The sequence below is a fragment of the Oleiphilus sp. HI0080 genome (assembly GCF_001635135.1).
In genome coordinates this window covers 1-6,054 of the sequence record NZ_LWFU01000361.1, presented here as the reverse complement: position 1 = coordinate 6,054, position 6,054 = coordinate 1, and the positions used below count along the sequence as shown (strand labels likewise).

Here is a 6,054-nt window from a genome sequence, read left to right as displayed (position 1 = left end):
TATTTATTATGGGGGGCGTGTTCGTGATGGAAACCATTTCTGTCATCTTGCAGGTCGCATCGTTCAAGTTAACAGGGCGCCGCATCTTTCGAATGGCGCCACTGCATCATCATTTTGAATTAAAAGGTTGGCCTGAACCACGTGTCATCGTCCGTTTCTGGATTGTCACCGTGATTCTGGTTTTGGTTGGTTTAGCTACATTGAAGATACGTTAAAACGCACATGGCATTAATAGCATCTGACAAGCACAGTTATGTTGTTGGTCTCGGAGAGACAGGGCTATCCTGTGCGCGTTTTTTGGCCAAGTTAGGGCGTCCATTTTCGATGTTGGATACGCGTGACGCTCCACCAAATCTGGATCGCTTCAAATCGGAGTTTCCTGAGACAAAGCTGGTGCTTGGCGAGCTCGAAGCATCAACGTTAGTGTTGGCGGACGAAATTATCTTGAGCCCCGGTTTGGACCCGAAGCATCCTGCCTTGGTTCAAGCTGCGCAGGCGGGCGTGAAGATTAGAGGCGACATCGACCTATTTGCAGAGCATGCGAATGCGCCGATCGCGGCTATTACAGGCTCGAACGGCAAGAGTACGGTGACTGTATTACTTGGTGACATGGCAAAAGAGGCCGGTCGAAATGTCCGAGTTGGCGGTAACTTGGGGACGCCTGCACTCGACTTGATTGACGAGAATGCGGATCTCTACGTAATGGAGCTATCGAGCTTTCAGCTCGAACTCGTTGAGAAGTTAAATGCGGATGTCGCTTGCCTGTTGAACATCAGCGAAGACCATATGGATCGCTACGCCAGTAAGCTTGATTATCTTCAGGCCAAACAACGGATATTTCGTGGCGCGAAAACCGTTGTCGTAAATGATGACGAGCCATTAAGTCAGCCATTACGTGCGCAAGACATGAAAATTGTTCATTACGGTATGAACGGACTTGATTTAAATAAGTTTTCATACAGCGATGAAAGGCTAGGCGCGACGTTGATGAAAGGCTTCGAGGCCTTGGTTGATGTAGCTGATCTAAACATGTCAGGTACGCATAACTTCAGTAATGCGTTAGCGGCGCTTGCTATGGGAACTTCATTAGGCTTGCCTTTAGACGCGATGATTAGAGCCTTGAAAGCCTTTAAAGGCCTAGATCATCGTTGCGAGTGGGTTCGCCAGCTTGATGGAGTCACCTATATTAACGATTCTAAAGGCACGAATGGTGGCGCGTGTGCCGCGGCGATTGCTGGTTTTGGCTCGCAATTAGAAGGTGACGGCAAGGTTGTGCTGATCGCTGGTGGTGAAGCGAAGGGTGCATTGTTAACAGAACTCAAAGAGCCATTGGCGCGATTTGGTCGTTCTGTCATCGCATTTGGTGCAGATCGGGATATCGTCAGGGCAGCGGTCGAAGGCAGTTTGCCTGTTATCCATGCTGACAGCCTCCACCAAGCAGTTACGCTCGCTAAAGAAGAGGCCGCGGCGGGTGATCTCGTATTGTTTTCTCCAGCGTGCGCGAGTTTTGATATGTTCCGGAACTTCGAGCATCGTGGCGATGCCTTCAAAGCGGAGGTAGCCAAACTTTGATCCGTAATTCTAGTGGTTTGCAAACCAGTATGTTGATCGATCGTGCCCTGCTCGCCTCCGCCATGGCGCTGTTGTTGATTGGTCTTGTCATGATTGCGTCTGCTTCTGTCGATATCGCGGACGTACGTAACGACAATCCGTTCTTTTACTTTGCTCGTCACGGTACCTTCATTTTACTTGGTCTTGCGGTTGGTCTGATTGCTTATTTCGTTCCGCTTTCCTGGTGGGAGAAGAACGCTTGGTTCCTACTTGCCTGCTCGATGTTGCTTTTGGTCTTGGTATTGATTCCTGGGCTGGGGAAAACAGTAAATGGGAGTACAAGATGGATTGCGTTAGGTAGCATCAATATTCAGCCATCAGAACTTGCGAAACTATTTTTAGTCGCCTATTTGGCGGGCTATCTCGTGCGAAGACATGACGAAGTACGTGCATCTTGGTGGGGTTTTGCAAAGCCAATGATCATTCTCACTTTGGCTGCATTTTTATTGTTAAGTGAGCCTGACTTTGGAGCGACGGTGGTGATCGGGTCCGCGTTCATGGGGATGATCTTCTTAAGCGGCGCGCGTCTTCACCAATTCGGTTTATTGGTTGTTGCCTGCATTATCGTGTTGATGCTTCTCATTTGGTCTCAACCGTATCGGATGGAACGGTTGGTAGGATATACCGATCCGTGGGCAGATCAATTTGGTTCCGGATATCAGCTCACTCAATCACTGATTGCCTTTGGTCGGGGTGATGTGGCTGGTGTAGGTCTTGGTAATAGTCTCCAGAAACAGTTCTATCTTCCAGAGGCACATACGGATTTCGTTTTTGCAATTTTGGCTGAAGAATTCGGCTTGATTGGCTCGATTACGATTGTTCTTTTGTTTTCTTTATTGGTCTATCGTGCATTCAAGATCGCACGCGTCGCTGAGCGAAATGCTCTGTTGTTTCATGCGTATTTCGCTTACGGAATCGCAATTTTGCTGGGCGTTCAGGCCAGTATCAATCTGGGTGTAAACATGGGGCTGCTCCCAACCAAAGGACTGACCTTACCCCTTGTAAGTTATGGTGGCAGCTCACTCATAGTGAGTATGGCTTGCATCGCGATTTTGCTGCGCATCCATCAGGAAACGCAAGTAGCTATACAGGAGGGGCCTAAGTGAACAGGACCTTTCTGATCATGGCAGGAGGCACTGGTGGGCATGTTTTTCCTGCTTTGGCGACTGCGAGAAAACTGCAACAAAAGGGCGGAGAAGTTGTTTGGCTGGGGTCCAAAGGGGGATTTGAGGAGAACGTTATCTCTGATGAGGGAATCCCATTCTTTGGATTAAGTATTTCAGGCCTGCGTGGAAAAGGCGCGACGACTTTATTGCTGGCGCCGATAAAGTTACTCATGGCGCTCTATCAGGCGAGTGTTGTGTTGGTAAAAGTGAAGCCAGTGTGCGTTTTAGGTATGGGAGGATTTGCTTCTGGCCCTGGAGGATTGGCTGCGCGACTATTTAGAAAACCTCTCGTAATTCACGAGCAAAATGCGGTTGCTGGCATGACAAACCGGTTGTTGTCACGCCTTGCTAATGCCGTGTTCGAAGCCTTCCCAAATAGCTTTGGAAATGATTTAGCAACAGAAGTTGTCGGAAATCCAGTTCGCGAAGAAATTGTTCGTTTAACGCATGATCATCATCGAGTTACGCCGCAAACATTTGCTGAGCGAAAGGTGCGTATATTAATTGTCGGTGGCAGTTTGGGGGCGCTGAAACTAAATCAGGTGCTGCCAAGGGCTTTATCGAATATTGAAAAAGATATCCGCCCAGAGGTTCGTCATCAAACTGGCAAAGGAAAGCTGGATGCCACCCTGTCTGATTACAGTGCGCTGAACGTCGAAGCGGATGTTTGCGAGTTTATAAGCGATATGGCTGCGGCGTATCGCTGGGCTGACCTGGTTATTTGTAGAGCGGGTGCTCTGACTGTTTCTGAGCTCTGTGCTGCTGGAGTCGGTGCCATTCTCGTTCCATATCCGTTTGCGGTAGATGACCACCAGACGAAGAATGCGCAAGTTATGGTCGATGGCGGCGCAGCGTGGCTGGCGCCGCAATCAGAGCTTTCAGAAGATGCTTTGACAGAAATGCTGAAACCGCTGTTGTTGAAGCCGGAGCGCATCGCTCGATTGGCAAATGCAGCGCATAAATTAGCGAAACCTTATGCCGCAGATCGCGTTGCGCAAGCCTGCTGGAGTTTGTCTGATGTCTGAAGTGATGATCAACACCAATATCGAGATACCTGAGATGCGTCGCATTAAGCGCATTCATTTCATTGGTATTGGTGGCTCCGGGATGTGCGGTATCGCTGAGGTTTTGCTCAATCAGGGCTACGAAATAAGCGGCTCAGACATCAATGAAAGTGTGACGACCAAGCATCTGCAAGCATTGGGTGCAGTGGTTTTTGTCGGTCATCGCGCTTCAAACGTAGAGCAAGCAAACGTGATCGTGGTGTCGAGTGCGATCAATGAAGAAAACCCCGAGATTATAGCGGCGAGAAAGAATCGAATACCGGTTGTTCCACGAGCCGAGATGCTCGCTGAAATCATGCGCTTTCGGCATGGGATTGCAATTGCCGGTACACATGGAAAGACCACAACTACAAGTTTAATTGCGTCGATACTTGCTAATGGAGGCATGGATCCAACGTTCGTCATTGGAGGTCGACTCAATAGCGCCGGCACTAACGCAAAGCTAGGCGGCTCAAGATACTTGGTCGCAGAAGCCGATGAGAGCGACGCTTCATTTTTGCATCTAACGCCAATGGTTTCTGTGGTGACAAATATTGAAGCAGACCATATGCATACGTATGGCGGTGATTTTGGCCGCTTGAAGCAAACGTTCATCGACTTCCTTCATAACCTGCCGTTTTATGGCACGGCAGTGATGTGCATTGATGATCCAGTTGTTGCTGAATTGACCGAGTCTGTATCTCGAGCGGTGATTACATATGGCTTTAGCGCTGATGCCGACGTGCGTGCAGAGAATGTGAAGCAGCATGGAATGACCACGTCATTTACCGTGATTCGACCGGGAGATCGTCCAGAGCTTGATGTCGAGCTGCATATGCCGGGCGAGCACAATGTGCTTAATGCCCTTGCTGCAATTGCGGTGGCAACCGATGAGGGGGTCAATGATGATGCGATTAGATCCGCGTTGTCAGGCTTTCAAGGTGTTGGGCGTCGTTTTCAGATACAAGGTGACTATCGGTTCGATGGTTGTCAGGTGATGCTCGTTGATGATTATGGACATCATCCGAGCGAAGTGGGTGTAACGATCAAGGCGATTCGCGATGGATGGCCTGAAAAGCGTTTGGTGATGGTCTTTCAGCCACACAGATACAGCCGCACGAGCGACCTTTATGAAGATTTCGTACGTGTTTTGTCTGAGGTGGATGTGTTGATCATGCTGGATGTGTACTCCGCCGGTGAAAAGCATATCCCGGGCGCGGACAGCAGGAGTCTCTGTCGAAGTATCCGTCAGCGAACAGGTCTCGATCCCGTTTTTATTGAAGATGCGACTGAGCTACAAGAAGTGTTAGTCAACCTCGTGGGTGATAACGACATCGTCGTTACGCAAGGCGCTGGTAACGTTGGCCAGCTCAGTCTTGAATTGGCGAACCACCTTTCAGAATTGGAGGGCGGATGAGCTATCAAGCCGATCGAACACTAATTGAAGCGTTGGGCAAAATTGCCGTTGTATGCGGTGGATGTTCCGCCGAACGAGAGGTTTCGCTGAATAGCGGAGAGGCTGTCTATCAGGCTGCACTGACGGCGGGGCTAGACGCCACAAAAATAGATTATCAAGGCGATATCAATGCATTGCTGGGCAAAGGTTTTGATCGCGTATTCCTAGCGTTGCATGGGCGTGGAGGAGAAGATGGTGTTATTCAGGGTGTCCTCGAGTCGATTGGCTTGCCGTATACCGGTAGTGGCGTCATGGGATCAGCCCTCGCAATGGACAAATTGCGGACAAAACTTCTATGGCAGGGTAAGCAGCTTCCAACGCCTCAGTTTGGATATGTCGACAAGTTAGATGCCAATCTAGTGTCACAACTCGTTGGATTAATTGGCTTTCCGATGGCCGTTAAGCCTTCTAGAGAAGGCTCATCGATTGGTGTTTCAAAGGTGAGTGAGCAGTCGCAACTCGACGCAGCATTACAAAGTGCTTTGGAGCTTGACCAAGAAGTCATTCTAGAGCAGTGGGTTGATGGTGAGGAATATACGGTAGGCATTCTCGGTGAGCAGACATTGCCCGTAATTGGTTTAAAAGCTGCGGCGACATTTTACGATTACGATGCCAAGTATCGCTCAAACGAAACCCAGTACATGTTGCCGAGCAATTTATGCCCTGAAGATGAGCAAAAGATATCGTCTTTATCTAAACAGGCTTTCGACGCCCTTGCTTGTAAAGGGTGGGGTCGCGTCGATGTTATGCGAGACAGGGATGGGAAGTTTTGGTTACT

5 protein-coding genes and 1 pseudogene are annotated in these 6,054 nt (G+C 49.3%); all 6 read left to right on the top strand.

What is annotated here, in order from left to right; translation table 11 throughout:
- Window positions 1-215: pseudogene (locus A3751_RS05410) on the top strand (phospho-N-acetylmuramoyl-pentapeptide-transferase); the annotation flags it as partial.
- Window positions 216-222: 7 nt separating this feature from the next.
- Window positions 223-1,572: a UDP-N-acetylmuramoyl-L-alanine--D-glutamate ligase gene (murD, locus tag A3751_RS05405; protein ID WP_068453160.1), complete on the top strand. Its 1,350-nt coding sequence runs from the start codon at window positions 223-225 to the stop codon at window positions 1,570-1,572.
- On the top strand, window positions 1,569-2,717 hold the full coding sequence (ftsW, locus tag A3751_RS05400) for a putative lipid II flippase FtsW (RefSeq protein WP_231871753.1): 1,149 nt from the start codon (window positions 1,569-1,571) through the stop codon (window positions 2,715-2,717). The genes murD and ftsW overlap by 4 nt, the downstream gene beginning before the upstream one ends.
- On the top strand, window positions 2,714-3,802 hold the full coding sequence (gene murG, locus A3751_RS05395) for an undecaprenyldiphospho-muramoylpentapeptide beta-N-acetylglucosaminyltransferase (RefSeq protein WP_231871754.1): 1,089 nt from the start codon (window positions 2,714-2,716) through the stop codon (window positions 3,800-3,802). Before ftsW ends, murG begins: the two co-directional genes overlap by 4 nt.
- Window positions 3,795-5,237 (top strand): UDP-N-acetylmuramate--L-alanine ligase, encoded by a 1,443-nt coding sequence (gene murC, locus A3751_RS05390; protein ID WP_068453156.1) that lies wholly within the window; start codon window positions 3,795-3,797, stop codon window positions 5,235-5,237. Before murG ends, murC begins: the two co-directional genes overlap by 8 nt.
- A partial coding sequence (locus A3751_RS05385) for a D-alanine--D-alanine ligase (protein WP_068453154.1) occupies window positions 5,234-6,054 on the top strand: 821 nt, incomplete at its 3' end. The genes murC and A3751_RS05385, both read left to right, overlap by 4 nt.